Below are 21855 nucleotides of genomic sequence, written 5' to 3'. Positions count from 1 at the left end.
CAGGTCAGAAGGGTGCCGAACCACGAACCGCCACCCTTGAGCCGCTCAGAAGGACAATCACCCATGGCCGCCAACCCAGAACGCGCAACCGCTGCCACGACCCGCCGCAAGGCCGGCCGCCACCGCGGCGAGGGCCAGTGGGCCAAGGGCCACTTCACCCCGCTCAACGCCAACGAGCAGACCAAGAAGGACGACGACGGTCTCAATGTGCGGACACGCATTGAGACGATCTACTCCAAGGCGGGCTTCAACTCGATCGACGGCGCCGACCTGCGCGGCCGGATGCGCTGGTGGGGGCTGTACACCCAGCGCAAGCCCGGAATCGACGGCGGCAAGACCGCGATCCTGGAGCCGGAGGAGCTGGACGACGAGTTCTTCATGCTCCGCGTTCGCATCGACGGCGGCCGGCTCACCACGGAGCAGCTGCGTGTCATCGGCGAGATCTCCCAGGAGTTCGCCCGCGGCACCGCGGACATCACCGACCGGCAGAACGTCCAGTACCACTGGATCCGGATCGAGGACGTGCCCGAGATCTGGCGCCGGCTGGAGGCCGTTGGCCTGTCCACCACCGAGGCCTGCGGTGACACCCCGCGTGTGATCCTCGGCTCCCCCGTGGCGGGCATCGCCGAGGACGAGATCATCGACGGCACCCCGGCCATCGAGGAGATCCACCGCCGGGTCATCGGCAACAAGGCCTTCTCCAACCTGCCGCGTAAGTTCAAGACCGCGATCTCCGGCTCTCCGCTGCTGGACGTCGCCCACGAGATCAACGACGTCGCCTTCGTCGGCGTGAACCACCCCGAGCACGGGCCCGGTTTCGACCTGTGGGTCGGCGGCGGCCTGTCCACCAACCCCAAGCTGGGTGTGCGGCTGGGCGCCTGGGTTCCGCTGGACGAGGTCCCGGACGTCTTCGAGGGCGTTGTCTCGATCTTCCGCGACTACGGCTACCGCCGCCTGCGCACCCGCGCCCGGCTGAAGTTCCTGGTGGCCGACTGGGGCGCCGAGCGGTTCCGAGAGGTGCTGGAGAACGAGTATCTGAAGCGCAAGCTGATCGACGGCCCCGCCCCCGAGCAGCCGGTCCAGCAGTGGCGCGACCACGTCGGTGTCCACCGCCAGAAGGACGGCCGCTTCTACGTCGGCTTCGCCCCGCGCGTCGGCCGCGTCGACGGCACCCTGCTCTCCAAGATCGCCGAGCTGGCCGAGCAGCACGGCTCGAACCGCGTGCGCACCACCGTCGAGCAGAAGATGATCGTGCTCGATGTCGAGGAGTCCAAGGTCGAGTCGCTGGTCGCCGGACTGGAAGCGCTGGACCTGCGGGTCAGCCCGTCGCCGTTCCGGCGCGGCACCATGGCCTGCACCGGCATCGAGTTCTGCAAGCTGGCGATCGTCGAGACCAAGTCCCGCGGGGCGTCCCTGATCGACGAACTGGAGCGGCGGCTGCCCGACTTCGACGAGCCGCTCACCATCAACATCAACGGCTGCCCGAACGCCTGCGCCCGTATCCAGGTCGCGGACATCGGTCTCAAGGGCCAGCTGGTCATGGATGCCGACGGCAACCAGGTCGAGGGGTACCAGGTGCACCTGGGCGGCGCCCTGGGTCTCGAGTCGGGCTTCGGCCGCAAGGTCCGCGGCCTGAAGGTCACCGCGGCCGAACTCCCCGACTATGTCGAGCGCGTCGTGCGCCGCTTCAGCGAGCAGCGCAAGGACGGCGAGCGTTTCGCGCAGTGGACTGCGCGGGCCGATGAGGGTGATCTCAAGTGACTGAGAGGGCCGCGCCGTTCTACTGCCCCTACTGCGGTGACGAGGACCTGCGCCCGTCCGAAGAGGGACACGGGGCGTGGGAATGCGCGTCCTGCAACCGCGCGTTCCGGCTCTCGTTCCTCGGGCTGCTGGCGAAGGGCCTGCAGCGCGACCGCGGCGAAGGGGGCACCACGGCATGACAACCGCACAGCAGCGCACGGCGGATGAACTTCAGCAGCTCGCCGAGCAGGCGGGCCGCGAGCTGGAGGACGCGCCGGCGCTGGACATCCTGCGCTGGGCCGCCGACACCTTCGGCAGCCGCTTCTGCGTCACCTCCTCCATGGAGGACGCGGTCGTGGCGCACCTCGCCTCGCGCACCTTCCCGGGCGTGGACGTGGTGTTCCTCGACACGGGTTACCACTTCCCCGAGACCATCGGCACCCGGGACGCGGTCGCGGCCGTGATGGACGTGAACGTCATCACGATCACGCCGCGCCAGACGGTCGCCGAACAGGACGCCGAGTACGGGCCGAAGCTGCACGACCGCGACCCGGACCTGTGCTGCGCGCTGCGCAAGGTCAAGCCGCTGGAGGAGGGCCTGACCGCGTACGACGCGTGGGCGACCGGTCTGCGCCGCGATGAGTCGCCGACTCGCGCGAACACGCCGGTCGTCGGCTGGGACGCCAAGCGGCAGAAGGTGAAGGTCTCGCCGATCGCCCGATGGACGCAGGACGACGTGGACGCGTACATCGCCGAGCACGGCGTACTCACCAACCCGCTGCTGATGGACGGCTACACCTCCGTCGGCTGCGCACCGTGCACGCGCCGCGTGCTGGAGGGTGAGGACGCGCGGGCCGGCCGCTGGGCGGGCCGCAACAAGACCGAGTGCGGGCTGCACGGCTGATGACCGAACGAATCGACGAGGGACGACAGATGAGCGGGACGACAGACCACGGCGCGCGAGCCGAAGGGCGCGCCGGTGTGGAAAGGGAGGAGGCACAGGGAGCGAGGGCTGCGGCTGGAAATGCGGCTCCGCCGCGCGGGCTCCCGAAGCCGACGACCGTCGACACCGGGTCTGAGCGCCCGGAGGTGAGCGCGCCTCAGACTGGCGCCACGGTGTGGCTCACCGGTCTGCCGAGCGCGGGCAAGACCACCATCGCCTACGCGCTGGCGGAGCGGCTGCGCGGCGAGGGGCACCGGGTGGAGGTGCTCGACGGCGATGAGATCCGGGAGTTCCTCTCCGCCGGGCTCGGCTTCAGCCGCGAGGACCGGCACACCAATGTGCAGCGGATCGGCTTCGTCGCCGAACTGCTGGCGTCCAACGGCGTCAAGACCCTCGTCCCCGTCATCGCGCCGTACGCGGACAGCCGCGAGGCGGTGCGCAAGCGCCACCAGGCCGCGGGCACCGCGTACCTCGAGGTGCATGTGGCGACGCCGGTCGAGGTCTGCTCCGTCCGCGATGTGAAGGGGCTGTACGCCAAGCAGGCCGCGGGCGAGATATCCGGCCTGACCGGCGTGGACGACCCGTACGAGGCTCCCGAGGACCCGGACCTGCGGATCCACGCGCACGAGCAGTCGGTGGCGGAGTCCGCGGCCGCGCTGCAGGGGCTGCTGACCGAAAGGGGACTGGCGTGACCACCGTGACCGAACTGAGCGAGGGCACCGACAACCCGTTTGCCCTGTCGCACCTCGACGCGCTCGAGTCCGAGGCCGTGCACATCTTCCGCGAGGTCGCGGGCGAGTTCGAGCGGCCGGTGATCCTCTTCTCCGGCGGCAAGGACTCCATCGTCATGCTGCACCTGGCGCTGAAGGCGTTCGCTCCGGCGCCGGTCCCCTTCGCTCTGCTGCACGTCGACACCGGCCACAACTTCCCCGAGGTCATCGACTACCGGGACCGTACGGTCGCCGAGCACTCCTTGCGTCTGCATGTCGCCTCCGTCCAGGAGTTCATCGACGCCGGTCGACTGCGCGAGCGCCCGGACGGGACCCGTAACCCGCTGCAGACCGTTCCGCTGCTGGACGCCATCGAGAAGAACCGGTTCGACGCGGTCTTCGGCGGCGGCCGCCGGGACGAGGAGAAGGCCCGCGCCAAGGAGCGGGTGTTCTCCCTGCGCGACGAGTTCGGCGGCTGGGACCCGCGCCGCCAGCGGCCCGAGCTGTGGCAGCTGTACAACGGCCGGCACTCCCCCGGCGAGCATGTCCGCGTCTTCCCGCTGTCCAACTGGACGGAGCTGGACGTGTGGCAGTACATCGCCCGGGAGAAGATCGAGCTGCCGGAGATCTACTTCGCGCACGAGCGCGAGGTCTTCCAGCGGGGCGGCATGTGGCTGGCGCCCGGCGAGTGGGGCGGGCCGAAGGACGGCGAGCGCGTCGAGACCCGGCTGGTGCGCTACCGCACCGTCGGCGACATGTCCTGCACCGGCGCCGTCGACTCGGACGCCGTGACCATCGATCAGGTCATCGCCGAGATCGCCGCCTCCCGGCTGACCGAGCGCGGCGCGACACGAGCCGACGACAAGCTGTCGGAGGCCGCAATGGAGGACCGTAAGCGCGAGGGGTACTTCTGATGACCAGCACGATCACCGAGCAGACCGCGGCCACCTCGCTGCTGCGCTTCGCCACCGCCGGCTCCGTCGACGACGGCAAGTCGACCCTGGTGGGGCGGCTGCTGCACGACTCCAAGTCGGTGCTGGCCGACCAGCTGGAGGCCGTTGAGCACGCCTCGCGCAACCGTGGCCAGGAGGCACCGGACCTGGCGCTGCTGACGGACGGTCTGCGCGCGGAGCGGGAGCAGGGCATCACCATCGATGTCGCCTACCGCTACTTCGCCACGCCCCGGCGGCGGTTCATCCTCGCCGACACCCCCGGCCATGTGCAGTACACCCGCAACATGGTGACCGGCGCCTCGACCGCCGAGCTGGCCGTGGTCCTCGTCGACGCCCGCAACGGCGTGGTGGAGCAGACCCGCCGCCATGCCGCGGTGGCCGCCCTGCTGCGCGTCCCGCACGTGGTGCTGGCCGTCAACAAGATGGACCTCGTCGGCTACAAGGAGTCCGTCTTCGCCGCGATAGCCGAGGAGTTCTCGGCGTACGCCACCTCGCTCGGCGTTCCGGAGATCACCGCGATCCCGATCTCGGCGCTCGCCGGCGACAACGTGGTGACGGCGTCGGCGAACATGGACTGGTACGGCGGTCCGACCGTGCTGGAGCACCTGGAGACCGTGCCCGTCGGCAGCGACCCCTCCGACGACGCCGCCCGCTTCCCGGTCCAGTACGTCATTCGCCCGCAGAGCGCCGAGCACCCCGACTACCGGGGTTACGCCGGCCAGATCGCCGCGGGTGTGCTGCGCGTCGGCGAGCAGGTGACCGTCCTGCCGTCCGGCCGCAGCAGCACCATCGAGGGCCTCGACGCGCTCGGCGAATCCGTGGACGTGGCGTGGGCACCGCAGTCGGTGACCGTCCGTCTCGCGGACGACCTCGACATATCCCGTGGCGACATGATCGTCCCGGCTGCCGCCGTCCCGGCGACCACGCAGGACATCGAGGCGACCGTGTGCCATCTGCACGACCGCCCGCTGAAGGTCGGCGAGCGCGTGCTGCTCAAGCACACCACCCGCACGGTGAAGGCGATCGTCAAGGACATCCCGTCGCGGCTGAGCCTGAACGACCTGTCGCAGCACCCGGCTCCGGGCGAGCTGGCCGCCAACGACATCGGCCAGGTGAAGATCCGTACGGCCGAGCCGCTGGCGCTCGACGCGTACGCGGACTCCCGGCGCACCGGCTCGTTCCTGCTCATCGATCCCGCGGACGGTACGACGCTGACCGCCGGTATGTCGGGCAAGGCTTTTGCGGCGGAGGAAATCCCTGCCGCGGCTGACGAGGAGGGCTGGGACTTCTAGTCATGGCGAACGAAGCATTCTCCAGCTTCGCGAAGGAAGGCGGCCGCGTCGGCAGCGGCGCCCGCGGCAGCGGCCAGGGCGGAGTCGGCCGATGTGTGCGCTGACGACTGAGCACCACGCAGCCGCGCACTCGCGCCACCGATTCCGAACTCCCCACCCCAGCTACCGCTGGGGGCGCCCCCAACCGCCGGGCGTGCCTTGACGCACGTGATCCCGGCTGCACGAAAGGACCTCCCGTGTCTGCCGATCGCACCACCCCCGTAAGAAGTCGCCGCCTCCTCGCGGCCGCAGCCACCCTCCCCCTCCTCATCGGCGCACTGGGCGCCTGCGGCTATGGCTCTCAGGCCAAGAAGGACGACGCGGCGCCGGCCGCCGCGAAGGGCAAGAAGCTCTCCGTCGACACGGTGAAGATCGGCTATTTCGCCAACCTCACGCACGCCACCGCCCTGGTCGGGCTGAAGAAGAACGGCCTGATCCAGAAGGAGCTGGGCGGGACCCAGCTCTCCACCTCGGTCTTCAACGCCGGTCCGTCCGAGATCGAGGCGCTCAACTCGGGCTCCATCGACATCGGCTGGATCGGGCCCTCCCCCGCGATCAACGGCTACACGAAGTCGCACGGCCAGAACCTGAAGATCATCTCGGGTTCGGTGTCCGGCGGTGTGAAGCTCGTCGTCAACCCGAAGAAGATCAAGAGCCTGGGCGACGTCAAGGGCAAGAAGATCGCCACCCCGCAGCTGGGCAACACCCAGGACGTGGCGTTCCTCAACTGGGTCGCCGAGAAGGGCTGGACGGTCGACTCCCAGAGCGGCAAGGGCGATGTGTCGGTGGTCCGCACCGACAACAAGGTCACCCCGGACGCCTACAAGTCCGGCTCCATCGACGGTGCATGGGTGCCCGAGCCGACCGCATCCAAGCTGGTCGCCGAGGGCGGCAAGGTTCTCCTCGATGAGAGGGACCTGTGGAAGGACGGCAAGTTCGTCATCACGAACCTGATCGTCCGCCGGCAGTTCCTTGAGGAACACCCGGATGTCGTCGAGGCGGTGCTGCGCGGATCGGTGAAGACGAACGCCTGGATCAAGGACAACCCGGACCAGGCCAAGGCCGACGCCAACGCCGCGCTCAAGCAGCTGTCCGGCAAGGCGCTGCCCGCGGAGGTGCTGGACCCGGCGTGGAAGAGCATCGAGGTCACCGACGACCCGCTCGCCGCGACGCTGGAAACCGAGGCCGGCCACGCGGTCAAGGCCGGTCTGCTCGAGAAGCCGGACCTCAAGGGCATCTACGACCTGACGCTCCTGAACAAGGTGCTGAAGGCCGAAGGCAAGCCCGCCGTCGACGACGCCGGCCTCGGCGCCAAGTAACCGCTCCCAACCCGTAGCAGCGCCCCAGGAGGTGACGCCCATGGCCACCGCACTCAGCAAGCAGCACACCGAGGATGTCTCGGACCTCTCGGTTCCGTACGCCGCCCGCATCGACCATGTGTCGAAGGCGTTCGGGCGCCCCGGCGCCCGGCAACTGGTGCTGGACGACATCAGTATCGATGTCGCCCCCGGTGAGTTCGTCTGCCTCCTGGGGGCTTCGGGCTGCGGTAAGTCCACCCTGCTCAACCTGGTCGCCGGGCTGGACAAGCCGACCTCCGGGGGCATCGAGACCCCCGGGGGCCGGCCGGCCCTGATGTTCCAGGAGCACGCCCTGTTCCCGTGGCTGACCGCGGGCAGGAACATCGAGCTCGCGCTGCGGCTGCGCGGGGTGCCGCGCCCCGAACGCCGCGACGAGGCCGAGCGGCTGCTGGAGCTCGTACGCCTCAAGGGCGCCTATGGCAAGCGGGTGCACGAGCTGTCCGGCGGTATGCGGCAGCGGGTGGCGATGGCCCGGGCGCTCGCCCAGGACAGCCAGCTGCTGCTGATGGACGAGCCGTTCGCCGCACTCGACGCCATCACCCGCGATGTGCTGCACGACGAGCTGACCCGTATCTGGGACGAGACCCGCCTGTCCGTCCTCTTCGTCACCCACAACGTCCGCGAGGCCGTACGGCTCGCCCAGCGCGTCATCCTGATGTCCTCCCGGCCGGGCCGCATCGCGCGCGAGTGGACGGTCGACATCCCGCAGCCGCGTCGCATCGAGGACGCCGCGGTCGCCGATCTGTCCATCGAGATCACCGAACAGCTCCGGGGGGAGATCCGCCGTCATGGCCAGCACTGAGACAATCCTCGACGCCACCACCGACAAGGTCACCGAGCCCGGCAAGAAGGCGTCCCAGGACCTGGCAGGGCTCGAAGCCGGCCTGGACGCGCTGGACACGGTGGAGGTCCGCCGTACGCCCCTGACCCAGGTCCTGACCCAGAAGGTCTTCCCGCCCGTCCTGGCCATCGCCCTGGTACTGGCCGTCTGGAAGCTCCTCGTTCTGGCCAAGGTCACCGACGACTACAAGCTGCCCGACCCGACGGCGGTCTGGGAGAGCGTGCGGGACCTGTGGCTCCAGGGCACGCTGTTCGACATCATCTGGACGAGTGTCTCGCGCGGTCTGCTCGGCTTCCTGGCCGCGCTGGCCATCGGTACTCCGCTCGGCCTGCTGATCGCCCGGGTGAAGCCGGTACGGGCCGCCATCGGACCGATCCTGTCCGGCCTGCAGTCGCTGCCGTCGGTCGCCTGGGTGCCGCCCGCCGTCATCTGGCTGGGCCTCAACGACTCGATGATGTACGCGGTGATCCTGCTCGGCGCCGTTCCCTCCATCGCCAACGGCCTGGTGTCCGGGGTCGACCAGGTACCGCCGCTGTTCCTGCGGGCCGGGCGGACGCTCGGTGCCACCGGGCTGCGCGGCGTCCGGCACATCGTGCTGCCCGCCGCCCTGCCCGGCTATCTGGCCGGACTCAAGCAGGGCTGGGCGTTCTCCTGGCGCTCGCTCATGGCCGCGGAGATCATCGCCTCCTCGCCTGATCTGGGCCTCGGCCTTGGGCAGTTCCTGGAGAACGGTCGCAACAACTTCGACATGCCTGGCGTGTTCCTCGGTATTCTGCTGATCCTCCTCGTCGGCATCGCCATCGATCTGCTGCTCTTCAGTCCGCTCGAGCGTCGCGTGCTGCGCAGCCGCGGCCTGCTGGGCACCCCCCGCTGAACGGACCCACGGAGTCCATCGCATGACCGCTCCCGTACTGTTCGTCGTCGCCCACGGCAGCCGCGATCCGCGGCACGCGGCGACCGTCACCGCGCTCACCGAGCGCGTACGGTCGCTGCGGCCGGGGCTGCGCGTTGAGACCGGCTATCTGGACTTCTGCGCGCCGAGCGTGCCCCAGGTGCTGGAGCGGCTCGCGGCAGAGGGAGCGCAGGACGTGGTCGCACTTCCCCTGCTGCTGACACGCGCCTTCCACGCGAAGGCCGACATCCCGGCGGTCCTGCGGGAGGCCTCGGCGCGCCTTCCCCAACTGTCGTTGCGCCAGGCCGATGTGCTCGGCCCGTCTTCTCTCCTCACGGCCGCCCTGGATCGGCGGCTGTACGAAGCCGGGGTGCGCCCCGGCGACCGACGCTCGACAGGGGTCGTGCTGGCCTCGGCGGGCTCCTCCGACCCGGAGGCGATCGCAGTGATCGCTGATATCGCGCGGGAGTGGCGGCTCACCGGTTGGTGCGCCGTGCGGCCTGCGTTCGCCTCCGCATCTCTGCCCCGCACCGAGGACGCCGTACGGGAGCTGCGCGCCGAGGGCGCCCGGCGCGTGGCCGTCGCGCCGTACGTCATCGCGCCCGGCTTTCTGCCCGACCGCATCGCGCGCGGCGCGCAGGAGGCCGGGGCGGACGTACTGGCCGACGTCCTCGGGCCCGCGCCTGAGCTGGCCCGGCTTCTGCTGCGGCGCTACGACGAGGCGCGCCTGCCGCGGCTGACGGCGATCAGCGCCTGATCCCCGGTATCAGACGTTGGGGACCTTCAGCTTGTTCCAGGTGGTCTCACCAGGCCAGCCGTCCGCGTCACTGCCGCTGAACCCGCACTTGCGCTGCCACGCGGCGTAGGACTTGCGGTCGGCATCGGTCCACTGCGGACCCGGGCCCTCCTCGTACCTGCCACAGCCCTCCGCTACCAGGCGCTTGCCCATCGCGGTGATGATCGCCGACCTCGGCTCCCTCTTGAACCAGGCCGTGCCCGGGAAAGGTTCGTACTTGGGCTGGGAGGGGCCGGAGCTGTCCTTGGCCGCGGCCAGGATCCGCGCCATGGGGAGCGCGCCAGGGTCGGAGTGGTCGTTCTCGGGTACGTGCTCGTGCCCGCAGTGGCCGCGGTAGGCGTTCCACTCCGAGAAGGACATGCGCCTGGCCTCGCCCGGCGCTTTGAAGGCCACCCCAGAGGTCAGCGGAACGCCGTGCTGGTCATGAGCCCACTTGGCGAAGTCGGCCAGGTCCCGGATCGCCCAGTCCGGCAGCTCCGGCATGTACAGGTGCTTGGTCGATCCCCATTTGCGGTGCGTGGCCGGGACGCAGGTGCCGACGATCTCGACCTGGCACACGTTCAGCGTGTTCGTCTCGACCCCGCCGGGCCGGTTCACCAGGGCGCGCGCGGAGGTGTCGAAGTCGAAGTGCTGGTACCAGACCAGCCGCTGGCCTTTGAAGTCCGGCTTGGCGGTGAAGTTGGGCGCGGACGCACCGCCGCCGTAGTCCGGCAGGCTGGTGCCCTCCGTCGAGTGCCACACGATGACGTTGGTTTCCATCGCGTCGCCGCCGTAACGCGACTGCCACCAGTACGCGGTGGATGCGCCCGGGTACTTCTGCGGGCCGCTCCTGGCCATGGTGTCTCTCCCCCGTCGTGTCAAGGGTCCTGCGACAGCCGCTGGTTCGGCTGTCCATTGGCTCAACTGAGGCTACTGAGCCCCAAGTTGTTCGATCACTGGTGAACGACGCCAGCCATTCGAGTTCGGTTGCGCGCTCATTTTTCCCCTGCCCCGGAGTGGTCCGTCTCACTCGTGATCGTCGCGGTATTGGCGCAGTTGTGGCGGGCCCAGGCGGCAATCGGATGTCCCCCCTCCACGCTCACATGCGAGCCGGAGGGGGTCCTCCTTGAGCCGCCCGGCCGTCAGCCTTCCGTCATCGACAACAGCTTGCTGATGGTGTTCCAGTTGCGGGCCGTGGCCGTCGTCCCATAGAAGCTGCTCTTGCCGAGGGTGTCGGCGAGGCGCGAGCGGCCAAGGCCGCTTGGGCAGTGGAGGTAGACCTCCTGCTCGCCGGCGCGGAACTCGTCCGGGAGGAACACCTCCGGCTCGAGGGTGTCCAGCCGTTCGAGGCCGGACGGTTTCCCGAGGAAGACAACGACGAGCTGCGCCGGGTCGAACGAACCGGCCGGGAAGGGATTGCGGTCGGCCACCGCCCGTATGTTCACGGCGGTGCGCGCCAAGCACGGGACCTCGAAGCCGAAGTGTTCCGCGATCGCCGACTCCAGCTCCCCCGCAAGCTGGACGGGGTCTTGCTCCGGCCCCGTGAAGACGGCGTTTCCGCTCTGCAGCAGCGTACGGACGTTTTCGTACCCCAGGCCGGTCAGCAGGTCGCGCAGCTGCGCCATCGGGACCTTCTTGTGCCCGCCCACATTGATTCCGCGCAGCAGCGCCACATATGTCGTCGTCACGGCGGAACCCTAAAGGAAACCCCATGGTCTATAGAGACCCGGTATCTGCTCATCACGCTGCGTGGGGCGTAGGCGGGCGGCCCTTCTCGTACACGGTCAGCCCCCGGGCGAGCTGGAGAGGCACCAGAAGCAGTTCGACGATGAGTCCCTTCCATGCGTAGTAGAGATTGACGACCTTGGTCGGGTAGACGGAGGGGATGTTCAGCAGCACCTGGAGAACCGACAGCTTCCGCCTTCGCGCCGCGTAGACCAGGGGTGGTGCGGTGAGGAGCATTTCGGCACCGGCCCACCAGGCGAGGGCCAGGACCAAGGACTGCCCCGTGGTCGCCGCGAGGACGAACGGAGTGGCCCACCACAGGGGCGCCGTGATGATCTCCAGCAGCGCGAGGAGGACCCACAGGGCGAGCAGAGGTTTCCTGATGACCAGCCGCCCCATGTGCAGCCGGACGTTCTGGCAGAACCCGGCCATCCACCGCCACACCTGCTTCCGCAAGTAGGTCAGGGTCTCGGGGTCGGCTGCCCAGGCGACGGCGTCACCGACGTAGACAGCTCGTCGGCCCTCGATCTGCTGAGACCAGGTGAAGTCCATGTCCTCGACGATGGTGCGCTCGGGAAACCCTCCGAAGGCGACCAGGTCCGCACGCCGGAACGCCGAGCAGCAACCGGAGCAGACCATGGGGCTGTTGGCGCGGTTCTGGATTGGCCGGTGCCAGTGGAATCCGAAGAGGTACTCGACAGATCTCCCGCGCTCCCACACCGTGCGCGTGTAGCGGGTCTGCACAGTGCCCGCCGCGACCACCACGTTCGGATCGTCGAAGGCGGGTGTGATCCGCTCGATGTAGTCCGGGGCCAGCACCGTGTCCGCGTCGACCGCGAGCACCAGATCGGTGTCGCAGTGAGGCAGCGCATAGTTCTGCGCCCTCGCCTTACTGCCGAGGTTGCTCGGCGGTCTCAGCACGGTCACGCCGTACGCCGCCGCCACCTCTCCGGTGCGGTCGGACGAGCCGTCGTCGATGACGATGACCTTGTCCGCCGAAACCGTCTGCCGCAAGACCGATTCCAGCGTCGCCGGCAGGCCTTGCTCCTCGTTGTGGGCCGGGACGATGACAGTGACGCTTCGCATGCTTGATTCCCCCGAGTTTCAGAACGCCGCTTGCCATGACGGTGGCCAGCCCGATCACGCCGTAGACGATGGTGCTGAAGCCGATGAACGGCAGACCCCCGTGCATCTCATCCCCCTGCGTCTCATTCCTGGCGTGTGTTCATCACCGACGGTAGCCGTTAAGGCCGATCCTCGCTTCGATCCGTCACTGCCTGTGGATAACTCGGCGACGCCGACACCCCCAACTCCCAGTCAGACATCGAAGAACAAGACCGGCCGCCGCGCCCTGTGGGGGTGGACGCGACGGCCGGGACCGTGGGAAGGACGGTGAGGGTTACTCCACGACCTTCAGCAGCTTGTTCGGGGTGCCCTGGCTCGGGTTGGAGATCTTGTCCGGCGTGGCACCCTCGGTCAGGGCGGTTGCCACCTGGCCGGGGGTGGCGTCCTTGTGGTTGCCCAGGTAGACAGCGGCGGCTCCCACGACGTGCGGAGTGGCCATCGAGGTACCGGAGATGGTCTTGGTGCCCTCGTCGCTGTCGTTCCAGTCGGAGGTGATGTCCGAGCCGGGGGCGTAGACGTCGACGACACTGCCGAAGTTGGAGAAGTCGGACTGCTTGTCGTCGATGGTGCTGGAGGCGACGGTGATCGCTTCCTTCACCCGCGCCGGGGACCCCTGGCCTGCGTCGGTGGACTCGTTGCCGGCCGCGACCGCGAAGGTGACGCCGGAAGCGATGGCCTTCTGTACGGCCGCGTCGAGCGCCTCGTCCGCGCCGCCGCCGAGGCTCATGTTGGCGACGGACGGGCCCTGGTGCTTCTGGGTGACCCAGTCGATACCGGCGACGACCTGCTCGGTGGTCCCGGAGCCCTGGCCGTCCAGGACCTTGACGGCCACGATCTTGGCCTTCTTGGCGACGCCGTGCTCGGTGCCGGCGATGGTGCCGGCGACATGGGTCCCGTGGCCGTTGTCGTCCTCGGCCTTGTCGCTGCCGTCAACGGCGTTGAAACCGTAGGAGGCCCGGCCGCCGAAGTCCTTGTGGCTGATGCGCACGCCGGTGTCGATGACGTACGCGGTGACGCCCTCACCCGCGCCGTCCGGGTAGTTGTACTTCTTGTCGCCCTGGGTGTCGGCCTGGTCGATCCGGTCCAGACCCCACGACGGCGGGTTGTCCTGCGTGGCGTTGATGGTGAACTTCTTGTTCTGGACGACCTTGTCCACGGACGGGTCGGCCGCGAGCTGCTTGGCCTCGGTCTCGCTCAGGCCGCTCGCGGAGAAGCCGTTGACGGAGGAGTAGTTCTCCTTGAGCTTGCCGCCGTACTCCTTGGCGAGGTCGCTCTTGTCCGCCTTGTGGTCGAGCAGGACGATGTAGCTGCCGGTGACGGCGCCTTCGGCGTTCGCGCCGTAGATCTTGCCCTCGGCGGGCGCGGCGCCCGCGGGGAGGGCGATGAAGGTGCCTCCGGCGATCACGGCGGCGGCGGCGGATATCGCCACGGTGAGCCGACGTTTGCTGTAACGCTTGTGTGTAGCCATGAAGAGGTGGCTCCTCGTGTGCTGTGTGGGGGGTTGAAGCGTTTGTTGCAATCACCCCCGGTCCACAGGAAGATCTGCGCCCGGGAGGCTCGAAAACCCTTGCGGATTGACCCGTGCAAAGCAATACCGACTGGCCGTTGTTATTTAAATAACAAGGTTTCATAAATATAAATCCAGCTAAAATGGGGCAGGAGTTGAGGCGGAGGACCTCAACTCCGTTCACAAAAAAGTCACTTATGGACTCAAATCGGCTGACTAGTGCCGCGTCAGCCAGGGTTTGCCCGGTAGCGAGGTGGCCTGGTGCGGTCAGCTGCAAGGCGCCGGATCGGCCTCGTAGTGGGCCTGCTCGGTCGATCGGGCAACGCAGCAGATGGCCGTGCCAGGGCGGCGAGCGGGGCAGACCCTGGCTGACGCGGCACTAGTCCCAAGGCCGTGAAGTTAACGGGTCTCGCGGGTTGTCCAGGGGCCTGTAGGTGAGGGTTTGGCCGGACATGAAGAGCGGAGCCCCGGTAGAACTGCAGTCGACCAAGACAGCCGTTCACAAAGACCGGAGGCTCCGCTGTCCGGACAGTCTGCCATCACCCGTGCCGTCACGGTGGCCGGAGGCCGGTTTGCGCCCGGTCATCTCGGTGAACTCACCCAGCTTGTGCCCTTCGAGATGGTCGACGAGGCGCTGAGCGCCACCAGGGCCGTGCAGTCGCGGTTGCGGGATCTGCCCTCCCGGGTCGTGATCTACCTGGTCCTGGCCGCGTGCCTGTTCCCGGAGGTGGGATACCCCGGCGTGTGGCGCAAGCTCACCGGGGCGCTCGTCGGCCTACCGCTGGTCGCGCCCACGGCGAGCGCGCTGGCCCAGGCCCGCCGACGCGTCGGCAGCAAGCCGCTGCGGTGGCTGTTCGACCTGCTGCGCGGCCCCGCCGCAACCCCGCACGGACCACAGACCCACTGGCGCGGGCTGCTGGTGGTCGCGCTCGACGGCACCACCATGACCGTGCCTGACAGTCCCGCCGTCCTGACCAGGTTCACCAAGCAGGCGGGCAACCACGGCGGGACCGGCTACCCACAGATCCGCCTGCTCGCCCTGGTCGCCTGCGGCACCCGCACCCTCATCGATGCGGTGTTCGGCCCCACCACCTCGGGCGAGACCACCTACGCCCCGCGCCTGCTGTCCAGCCTCCGGCCGGGGGTGATCCTGCTGGCCGACCGCAACTTCGCCGCCCAGAAACTGGTGGCCGGTATTGCGGCCACCGGAAGCGAGGTCCTGGTCCGGCTCAAGAACGGCCGCCGGATGCCGGTCCTGGCCCGCTGCCGGGACGGCTCCTACCTCTCGACGCTCGGACCGGTACGGGTTCGCGTCGTCGACTGCGAGATCACCATCACCACCACCTCCGGGAAGCACACCGGTCTCTACCGGCTGGCCACCACCCTGCTCGATCACCACCGCCACCCGGCAGCCGAGCTCGCCGCCCTGTATCACCAGCGCTGGGAGATCGAAACCGCCTACCTGGAACTGAAGTCGACCATGCTGGGGGGCCGCGTCCTGCGGGCCCGCACCCCCGAAGGCGTCGAGCAGGAGATCTACGCGCTGCTGGTGGTCTACCAGCTGCTACGGACGGCCATGGCGGATGCAACCAGCACCCGGCCCGGCACCGATCCGGACCGGGCCGGCTTCACCATCGCCTGGCAGGCCGCCCGCGACCAGATCATCCTGGCCGCGGGCGTCATCGCCGACACTGTCATCGACTTGGCCGGCACGATCGGCCGACATGTCCTGGCCGGCCTGCTGCCCGCACGGCGCCTGCGGATCAGTCCCCGGATCGTCAAACGCGCCATATCCAAATACCAGGCCCGAGGCTCCCGCATCGACCGGACCAGCTACAAAGCCACCACCAGCATCGAAATCCTCGCGGCCGCCAGCCCTTGACAACCCAGCCCAGCCGCAAACTTCACGGCCTTGGCACTAGCCCCTGGGCTCCCGGCCTTCGCCGCAGTCGCCGCTTCAGGCCGCCTTCGCCTTCTCGAACGATTCGAGCGTGCGCGTGAAGTCCCGTGTGGACAGCAGAAGTTTGTAGATGATGGCCAGCTCGAAAACCAGCAACAAAGCGGCCGCTCCGACGGTCACCCGGGCCACGGCGTCGACCGCCGGGGCGACGATGAACACGGCCATCTGGAACTCGATGCCGCTCACCAGATGCGTACGGATGCGGTGACGCAGCAGGAAGGAGCGGACGCGGAGGTACCAGGGGAAGCGGTGCCGGAACTCCTGATGCAGATCGACGACCGCGGCAACGCCTTGTGGTTGCGGCTCCTGCGCACCCACTGCCTCCGCCACGGTCTCCTCCTGCTGGAGGTCGGCTTCAGGGTTCTCCCTCAGAAGGTCCTCCATGAAGGCGAGTTCTCGCTCGTCCTCCGCGCGCCGCGCCTCGCGGGCCCGCGCCTTGATCTGCTTGCGCATCCCATGCCGGATCTTGAAGATCTGCAGGGCGTCGACGTAGCGGAGCATGTCGAGGAAGACGACGACGAGCGCCAGCCACAGATAGCCGACCTCGCCGGTCCGGGCGTACTGACCACCCATCAGCGTCACGGCGCAGGCCAGCACACGCATCCGGTCGAAGACATAGTCCAGCCAGGCGCCGAAGACCGAGCCAGTGCCGGTGAGCCGCGCGAGCTTGCCGTCCATACAGTCGAGGATGAAGCTCGCGTGGTACAGCGCGGCGCCGGTCAGCAGCCAGCCCCAACCGCCCACCGCGAAGCAGCCGGCGGCACCGAGGCCGAGGAGGAGCGCGAACCAGGTGATCTGGTTCGGAGTGATGCGCGTCCACTTCGCCGTCCAGCGGACAAGAGGGGTGGCGACCGGATCCACGAGCAGCACGGTCCACCAGGCGTCACGCTTCTTCTCGGTCCTGCGGCGCACCTCGGCAAGGGGCGGTATGTCCTTGGGCATGGCCAACTTCCGGTGAGGAAAGACTGATTTACCTGACGTTAGGAATGTCGTCACCTGAAGTACAAGATTCGTCCCGTGCAACCTTTGACCTGGGGTAACGGTCTGCCTTTGTGCCTGAGTCGATGGCAGTCTCAGGCCCCGGCACCGAGCCTCTGGTGCGGAGCAGGTGCGGACGTGCGCTGGATGAGGTATGAGACCAGAGTGAGCCACTGATCCGGGGTCGCCTGGGCGACGACCGCCGTCCGGTCCAGCCGGGCGACGCGGAAGGCCGCGTCGAGCCCGCGGGCGCCGTACGCACGGCGCAGCGAAGCGTACAGCGCCCCACCGACGCCCGGGAAGCCGAGCGCCACCAGCTGCTCGTAGCCAGCGAGCACGTCCCGCGGCAGCAGAGGTCGCGGCCTGCGCTCGATGCGCAGAATGCCCGCGTCGACGCGCGGGACCGGCCGGAACTCCTTGCGCCGGACGCGGCCGGGCAGGCGCGGCCTCACCGGACTGCAGGGGCCGCAGGCCGGGACCGGCTGAGAGACTGACTGCTCAGACGCGGGTGAGGAGCACGGAGGTGGGTGTGCGGGGCAGCACGGCAGGTGAGGGGTTCACGCAGGAGCGGGCGCGGCGAGTGCTCGCCGCCGCCGGGCACCCGGCCGAGGAGGCCGATGCCCGGCTGCTCGCGCTCGGCGAGAACGCCGTCTTCGCCCTCGGCACCCGCGGCCCCGTCGTCCGTATCGGCCGCAGCCCCGAGCTGCTGGAGCGCGTACGCCGCGAACTGCGCATCGCGGCCTGGCTCGCCGAGCAGGGTGTCCCCGCGGTACAGCCCGCCGAGCCGGAGGCACGGCTGGTGGACGGGCATCCGGTGACCGTCTGGCAGCGGCTTCCGGAGCCGGTTCGGCCCGCCGGCGCCCGTGACCTGGCCGAGCTGCTGCGGCTCGTCCACGCGCTGCCCGCGCCGCCATTCCCGCTGCCACGGCGTGAGTTGCTGGGTGGTGTCGACCGGTGGCTGCGGCTCGCCGGCGACGCGATCGACCCGGCCGACGCCGCGTTTCTGCGCGGGCGGCGGAAGGAATTCGCAACGGCCGCCGCGAAGCTCGTGCCGCAGCTGCCGCCCGGACCCATCCACGGCGACGCGCTGCCGCGCAACGTCCATATCGGCCCGCGCGGGCCGCTGCTCGTCGATCTGGAGACGTTCTCGCACGACCTGCGCGAGCACGACCTGGTGGTGATGGCGCTGACCCAGGACCGCTACGGCCTGCCCGAAGGGGAGTACGCCGCATTCACCGCGGCCTACGGCTGGGATGTACGGGACTGGGAGGGGTGCGCGGTCCTGCGCGGCGCCCGCGAAATCGCGAGCTGCGCCTGGGTGGCCCAGCACGCACCCGCCAATCCGGCAGCCCTCGCCGAGTTCCGCCGCCGGATCGCGTCCCTGCGACAGGACGATCCCACGGTGCGCTGGCACACCTTCTGAACGGCCGTCCTTCGGCGGGCTCAGGACGGCAGGGTGCCCCAGCGGCCAACTGCCGTCCGGCGGTGGCCGCTCACGTGCCCTCGGAAGCCGGTTCCGCTGTCAGCCTCTGTGCGGGGATCACCGGCCAGGCAGGCTCAATGTACGCCGACGGGTCGGACGTACGCCGGAGATAGCTCTGCAGAGAGGCCGACTGCTCGGCTGCCGCCCGCACTTGGATGTCGCTCAGCTCCGCCAGCGGTACGGCCCCGACCGCGGGGTGCTCCTCACCTATCCGCCGAGCCACGCGCACCGCGGCCACCGCGTCGGCCCGTGCGTCGTGGGCCCCCTCGAGAGGCACCCGATAGTGGGCGCACAGCGCCTGGAGAGTGCGCCTCCCCTTCCGGTACCGGTCGACGTGCTTGTCCAGGACCAAGGGGTCGATGACGGGATACGGCGTGGCGCCCAACCGCTCCGACAGCGGCTCGATGCCGTACCGCCGGCACTCGCGGTCGAGGAGGGAGAGGTCGTACCGCGCGTTCATGACCACCAGCGGTGTACCGGTACGGAGCACCTGCGCGACGGCCTGGGTGATCTCCTCGATCGTGGGAGCGGCGGGAAGCCCGTATCTGCGGGCGCGATCCGTCGAGATGCCGTGGATCGCCGCAGCCTGTTCCGGAATGACCACTCCGGGGTCGAGCAGCCAGGTCCGCTCCTGCGAGACCCCTGCATCCGGCTCCAGCCTGACCAGTGCCGCGGTGACGATGCGATCGGCCTGGATGTCGGTGCCCGTCGTCTCCAGGTCGAAGCCGACCAGCAGCTTCCGGTGCCAGCTCATACGGCGGCCCCCCTCATTCATGGTGCTTTCCCCCCGGTGTGCACTTCACCTTCCCATGCACCACTGACAGTCGATCCACCGCCGGCCGACGGCTGCCCGCCGCATGCGGTCAGGACACGGCCCGGGAGTCCGCCCACACGCTCTCGAATTCCTCCCGATAGGTCTGGAAGAGGCCGCCTTCAGCGTCCTTGTCGCGTTCCTGCACCACATCCCGGCCACCGGCGCGCAGCACCAGCACCGGGGCTTCCATGCCCCGCGCCCGCCGCAGATACGACTGGACCACGGCCAGCCCGTCCGCGCCGTCCCCGTTGACCAGGTAGGCGGTGAAGCGCGGCGTCTCGTCGAAGACCCGGATCTCAAAGCCGCCGGTGTCCCGCAGCCGTGCCCGGACCCGCCGCACGTGCATGATGTTCATCTCGACGGAGCGGCTCAGCTCGCCTTTCTTCAGGCCGAGTTCGCGCTCGCGGCGGCGCACCGCGCTGCTCGCCGGGTTGAGGAAGAGCAGCCGGGTCCGGCAGCCGGATTCGATCAGCCGCACGAGCCGCCGCCCCGAGTAGTTCTGCACCAGCAGGTTCAGGCCTATGCCGATCGCGTCGAGGCGCCGGGCGCCGCCGAAAAGGTCCTCGGCCGGCAGCTGCCGCTGTAGCCGTACGCGGTCGGTGTGAATGCCCACAACGTCCGCGTACCGGTCCCCCACGAGGTCCTCCACCGCGTCGACCGGCAGCCGGTCGGCCGACGGCGTGGCGGCGCCGGTGCCGAGGATCTCCAGCAACCGGGCCGAGGCGCGCTCGGCCTGGGCGAGGACCGTCTGGGACAGCGCCCGGTTCCGCGAGACGATGTTACGGGCCACCTCCAGCTCGTCCAGGGCGAGTTCGAGTTCCCGGCGGTCGTCGAGATACGGCTCGAAGCACGGCCAGTGCTGCACTATCAGCTCGCGCAGTTGCGGCAGCGTGAGAAAGCTCAGCACATTGTCGTCGGCGGGGTCGAGCAGATACCCCTTGCGCCGGCTGACCTCGCGTACGGCGACGGCCCGTTGTACCCACTCCTGCCCGGCCGGCCCGGCCGCGGCCACCACCCACTCATCGCCGTGCACCGGCTCGTAGATGGGGCTGAGCACCGCGGCGACGACCGCACGCAGCCGCTGCTCGACGAGGTTCAGCCAGATGTAGGCCCGTCCGGCCCGTCGGGCGCGGGTGCGCACCTCGGCCCACGCGTCGGCGCCCCAGTCCAGTTCTGCTCCGATCTCCATCGGCCGCGCCAGGGACACCGCGCCGGGTGGGACCTCTGTGGCGCCGCCCTCGTGACCTCCGTCACCAGGGGGCAGCTCCAGCCCGCCCGAGCTCACTTGTGTACCGCCTTCCGCCCCGGGCCGTTCGATCAAGGAAGGGTACTGCGAGGGCGGGAGGCGGTGCACGCTGAACCAGGGGGTCTGGGAATGTTCACCCGGAAAAATGCACCGGGTGAACATCAACTGCCCTCACTGGCCAGTCGGTTGTCCGTTCTGACCGGCAAGTTCCGCCGGGGTGAGGGGATTCATGGCGGTCACATCGCGCGGCGCGAGCTGGAAGCCCTGCCAGTGGACGGGCATCGGCGCCTGGTCCTCGTCGCGCGCCACGTGGTGGAAGCCGACGTTGACCCAGACGACCGGGTGCTTGAGCGTCTGGCCGTTCACCCACTTGTCCACGCTGGTGCCGGGGCAGCTGCGGTTGTGACTCGCGTACTGCTGGCACTTGTCGAACTCGGTGAAGTAGACGTCGTGCCTGGTGTAGGGCCGGCCGGAGTACTTGTCGGTGCGGCCGAGGACGATCTCGTACGACCGCGGGTGGTTGTCCTTGTTCCTGCCCGCGGTGCTCACCACTCGCCACCAGCGCTGCGCAGCGGTGTCACCCGCCAGTTCCTTGGTGACGTCGGTACGCGTGGTCTTCGTCGTCGGGGTCTGGCCCGGGCGGGTGGTGGTGGCCGCGTCGAACTGCTGCACCTTGGCGTTCGGCGAGCCGTCGAGGCCGAAGTTGAGCCGCCAGAAGACGTTGTGGCTGTGGCTGACGGCGTAGCTCCGGGCGCCCTTGCCGATCGGCCAGCCCCGGCCGTCGGAGGAGTCGTAGTCGAAGGGGGAGAGATTGCCGGTCGCGCCGGCCTGGGCGGAGATCGTGCCGTCGTCGGAGAACCGCCACTCGGTGATGTACTCGTACCAGCCGACCTTGTTGACGCTGTAGACGAGCATGTCCTTGCCCTGGGCGGACCACACCTTGTCGCTCGTGTCAGAGGCGGCGCGGTAGGCGTGCCCGCGGGCGCGGGTGGTGGTGCACAGGCCGTTGACCGCGGTCATGTGCGGCAGTGCGACCTTCTTGAGGGTGCCGCCGGGGCATTCCTGGGGGCCGAGGTTCTGCACGCCCTCACCGAAGCCGGCGCTGGTGAGGTCGTCGTACTCGGCCGACCCGTTGTCGTACGGCACATGGATCTGGGCGAGCTTGGCGGTGGTGAGCACGGGTATCGGGCGTGCCTCGCCCTTCGGCTGGTAGCTGACCTTGTCCAGGACCAGACCGGCCTTGCTCTCGTAGTGCCAGCACATCCGCCAGGTGGTGCCGCCGGAGAGCGTCTGCTCGATCCGGGAGCCGGCGCTGCAGTCCGCGGCAGCCGCCGGCGCCTGGGGAGCCCTGGGCGCCGCATGGGCCGCCCCTGCCGGGCCCGCCGCGGCTGCCGCGCCGCCGACCAGCACCGCCGCGGCGACGGCCGCCGACACCCGCGTACGGGCACGGCTGATGGTTCCTTCACGCATGGGT

At 69.2% G+C, this 21855-nt stretch carries 21 protein-coding genes; 12 read left to right on the top strand and 9 right to left on the bottom strand.

The window, feature by feature from the left end; genetic code table 11:
* The first annotated feature begins 63 nt into the window (after positions 1–63).
* From ACY34J_RS01845 to ACY34J_RS01800, 10 genes are all read left to right on the top strand, one after another.
* A complete protein-coding gene (locus tag ACY34J_RS01845) occupies positions 64–1761 on the top strand; it encodes a nitrite/sulfite reductase (protein ID WP_462724491.1) in 1698 nt (565 codons plus the stop codon).
* Positions 1758–1940: a hypothetical protein gene (locus tag ACY34J_RS01840; protein WP_462724490.1), complete on the top strand. Its 183-nt coding sequence runs from the start codon at positions 1758–1760 to the stop codon at positions 1938–1940. Before ACY34J_RS01845 ends, ACY34J_RS01840 begins: the two co-directional genes overlap by 4 nt.
* Entirely contained in the window at positions 1937–2644 is a 708-nt protein-coding gene (locus ACY34J_RS01835; protein ID WP_462724489.1) for a phosphoadenylyl-sulfate reductase, read from the top strand. The genes ACY34J_RS01840 and ACY34J_RS01835 overlap by 4 nt, the downstream gene beginning before the upstream one ends.
* Before the next feature lie 185 nt (positions 2645–2829).
* Entirely contained in the window at positions 2830–3375 is a 546-nt protein-coding gene (cysC, locus tag ACY34J_RS01830) for an adenylyl-sulfate kinase (RefSeq protein WP_462724488.1), read from the top strand.
* Positions 3372–4307: a sulfate adenylyltransferase subunit CysD gene (gene cysD, locus ACY34J_RS01825; RefSeq protein ID WP_462724487.1), complete on the top strand. Its 936-nt coding sequence runs from the start codon at positions 3372–3374 to the stop codon at positions 4305–4307. Before cysC ends, cysD begins: the two co-directional genes overlap by 4 nt.
* Complete coding sequence (locus ACY34J_RS01820) at positions 4307–5638, top strand: sulfate adenylyltransferase subunit 1 (RefSeq protein WP_462724486.1); 1332 nt, start codon at positions 4307–4309, stop codon at positions 5636–5638. Before cysD ends, ACY34J_RS01820 begins: the two co-directional genes overlap by 1 nt.
* Positions 5639–5874: 236 nt before the next feature.
* Positions 5875–6996, top strand: a complete 1122-nt coding sequence (locus ACY34J_RS01815; RefSeq protein WP_462724485.1) for an aliphatic sulfonate ABC transporter substrate-binding protein — start codon at positions 5875–5877, stop codon at positions 6994–6996.
* Between the two features lie 40 nt (positions 6997–7036).
* Positions 7037–7837, top strand: a complete 801-nt coding sequence (locus ACY34J_RS01810) for an ABC transporter ATP-binding protein (RefSeq protein ID WP_462724484.1) — start codon at positions 7037–7039, stop codon at positions 7835–7837.
* Positions 7824–8750, top strand: a complete 927-nt coding sequence (locus ACY34J_RS01805) for an ABC transporter permease (protein ID WP_462724483.1) — start codon at positions 7824–7826, stop codon at positions 8748–8750. Before ACY34J_RS01810 ends, ACY34J_RS01805 begins: the two co-directional genes overlap by 14 nt.
* Positions 8751–8772: 22 nt before the next feature.
* The gene (locus ACY34J_RS01800; RefSeq protein ID WP_462724482.1) at positions 8773–9525 is read left to right on the top strand and encodes a sirohydrochlorin chelatase; all 753 of its coding nucleotides are present in this window, start codon (positions 8773–8775) and stop codon (positions 9523–9525) included.
* Between the two features lie 9 nt (positions 9526–9534).
* Here the strand turns inward: ACY34J_RS01800 and ACY34J_RS01795 are convergent, their stop codons facing one another.
* From ACY34J_RS01795 to ACY34J_RS01780, 4 genes are all read right to left on the bottom strand, one after another.
* On the bottom strand, positions 9535–10401 hold the full coding sequence (locus ACY34J_RS01795) for a peptidoglycan-binding protein (RefSeq protein ID WP_462724481.1): 867 nt from the start codon (positions 10399–10401) through the stop codon (positions 9535–9537).
* Between the two features lie 284 nt (positions 10402–10685).
* Entirely contained in the window at positions 10686–11231 is a 546-nt protein-coding gene (locus ACY34J_RS01790) for a DUF1697 domain-containing protein (RefSeq protein ID WP_462724480.1), read from the bottom strand.
* A 52-nt stretch (positions 11232–11283) separates the two neighbouring features.
* On the bottom strand, positions 11284–12354 hold the full coding sequence (locus tag ACY34J_RS01785) for a glycosyltransferase family 2 protein (RefSeq protein ID WP_462724479.1): 1071 nt from the start codon (positions 12352–12354) through the stop codon (positions 11284–11286).
* Between the two features lie 313 nt (positions 12355–12667).
* Positions 12668–13861, bottom strand: a complete 1194-nt coding sequence (locus ACY34J_RS01780; RefSeq protein WP_462724478.1) for a S8 family peptidase — start codon at positions 13859–13861, stop codon at positions 12668–12670.
* A gap of 595 nt (positions 13862–14456) precedes the next feature.
* On the opposite strand from ACY34J_RS01780, the gene ACY34J_RS01775 reads away from it, so the two are divergent.
* On the top strand, positions 14457–15782 hold the full coding sequence (locus ACY34J_RS01775; protein WP_462724477.1) for an IS4 family transposase: 1326 nt from the start codon (positions 14457–14459) through the stop codon (positions 15780–15782).
* Between the two features lie 75 nt (positions 15783–15857).
* Here ACY34J_RS01775 and ACY34J_RS01770 read toward each other — a convergent pair whose 3' ends face one another.
* Both ACY34J_RS01770 and ACY34J_RS01765 read right to left on the bottom strand, forming a co-directional pair.
* Positions 15858–16802: a CDP-alcohol phosphatidyltransferase family protein gene (locus ACY34J_RS01770; RefSeq protein ID WP_462724476.1), complete on the bottom strand. Its 945-nt coding sequence runs from the start codon at positions 16800–16802 to the stop codon at positions 15858–15860.
* A 131-nt stretch (positions 16803–16933) separates the two neighbouring features.
* Positions 16934–17290 (bottom strand): rRNA adenine N-6-methyltransferase family protein, encoded by a 357-nt coding sequence (locus tag ACY34J_RS01765; RefSeq protein WP_462724475.1) that lies wholly within the window; start codon positions 17288–17290, stop codon positions 16934–16936.
* 71 nt (positions 17291–17361) lie between these two features.
* On the opposite strand from ACY34J_RS01765, the gene ACY34J_RS01760 reads away from it, so the two are divergent.
* Entirely contained in the window at positions 17362–18261 is a 900-nt protein-coding gene (locus tag ACY34J_RS01760; protein WP_462724474.1) for a phosphotransferase enzyme family protein, read from the top strand.
* Between the two features lie 70 nt (positions 18262–18331).
* Here the strand turns inward: ACY34J_RS01760 and ACY34J_RS01755 are convergent, their stop codons facing one another.
* The 3 genes from ACY34J_RS01755 to ACY34J_RS01745 all read right to left on the bottom strand — a co-directional run bounded on the left by ACY34J_RS01755 (position 18332) and on the right by ACY34J_RS01745 (position 21851).
* On the bottom strand, positions 18332–19075 hold the full coding sequence (locus tag ACY34J_RS01755; protein ID WP_462724473.1) for an exonuclease domain-containing protein: 744 nt from the start codon (positions 19073–19075) through the stop codon (positions 18332–18334).
* 109 nt (positions 19076–19184) lie between these two features.
* Positions 19185–20420: an SAV2148 family HEPN domain-containing protein gene (locus ACY34J_RS01750; RefSeq protein ID WP_462724472.1), complete on the bottom strand. Its 1236-nt coding sequence runs from the start codon at positions 20418–20420 to the stop codon at positions 19185–19187.
* A 132-nt stretch (positions 20421–20552) separates the two neighbouring features.
* A complete protein-coding gene (locus ACY34J_RS01745) occupies positions 20553–21851 on the bottom strand; it encodes a copper amine oxidase (RefSeq protein ID WP_462724471.1) in 1299 nt (432 codons plus the stop codon).
* Positions 21852–21855 lie beyond the last annotated feature (4 nt).

The organism is Streptomyces sp. HSS9-12 (assembly GCF_054963655.1).
The sequence above is the reverse complement of the archived record's forward strand: the minus strand, read 5'-3'. Positions and strand labels throughout refer to the sequence as shown.